Below are 564 nucleotides of genomic sequence, written 5' to 3'. Positions count from 1 at the left end.
GTTATGGTCACTGGAAGACGATTTACAATCGCTTTAATCGGTGGTCTAAAGCGGGAGTAATGAGCAGTATTTTCAATAAATGACTCCAACTCCTGGATGAGAAAGCGCTGGTTGATTGGGACGTTATTGCACTTGATGGCAGTAACATTCGAGCCCTGAAAGCGGCCGCAGGAGCGAAAAAAAACATCCCGATGAACTCGATGAGCATGGGCTGGGTCGCTCACGCGGCGGCTTTGGCACCAAAATCCATCTGGCGACAGATGGCACAGGATTACCGCTGAGTTTCTGTCTGAGCGGCGGACAAGCTCACGAGAGCCGATATGCGGAAACCCTACTCAACCGGGTCGGGATTATACGAACAAGTGGGCACCTGAAATCACGTCCGAAAGCGGTACTGGCGGATAAAGGGTATTCAGGTAACAACCTTCGCATTTATCTGAAAATAAAAGGAATAAAAGCTGTTATTCCTTTCAAGTCGAATGAGAAAGCCCGTCAGGACGGACGTCGGCCCCTCGACACGCTCCTGTACAAGAAACGCAATGTTGTAGAGCGTTGCTTTGCGAT

The 564-nt window shown here is 49.6% G+C and carries 1 pseudogene; it reads left to right on the top strand.

The features are described from left to right. A pseudogene (locus FCN80_RS26295) lies at positions 1-564 on the top strand (IS5 family transposase); the annotation flags it as partial.

The sequence above is a fragment of the Martelella alba genome, assembly GCF_005217455.1.
In the GTDB taxonomy this organism is placed as follows: domain Bacteria; phylum Pseudomonadota; class Gammaproteobacteria; order Enterobacterales; family Enterobacteriaceae; genus Acerihabitans.
This window is presented reverse-complemented; position numbering and strand designations above follow the sequence as displayed.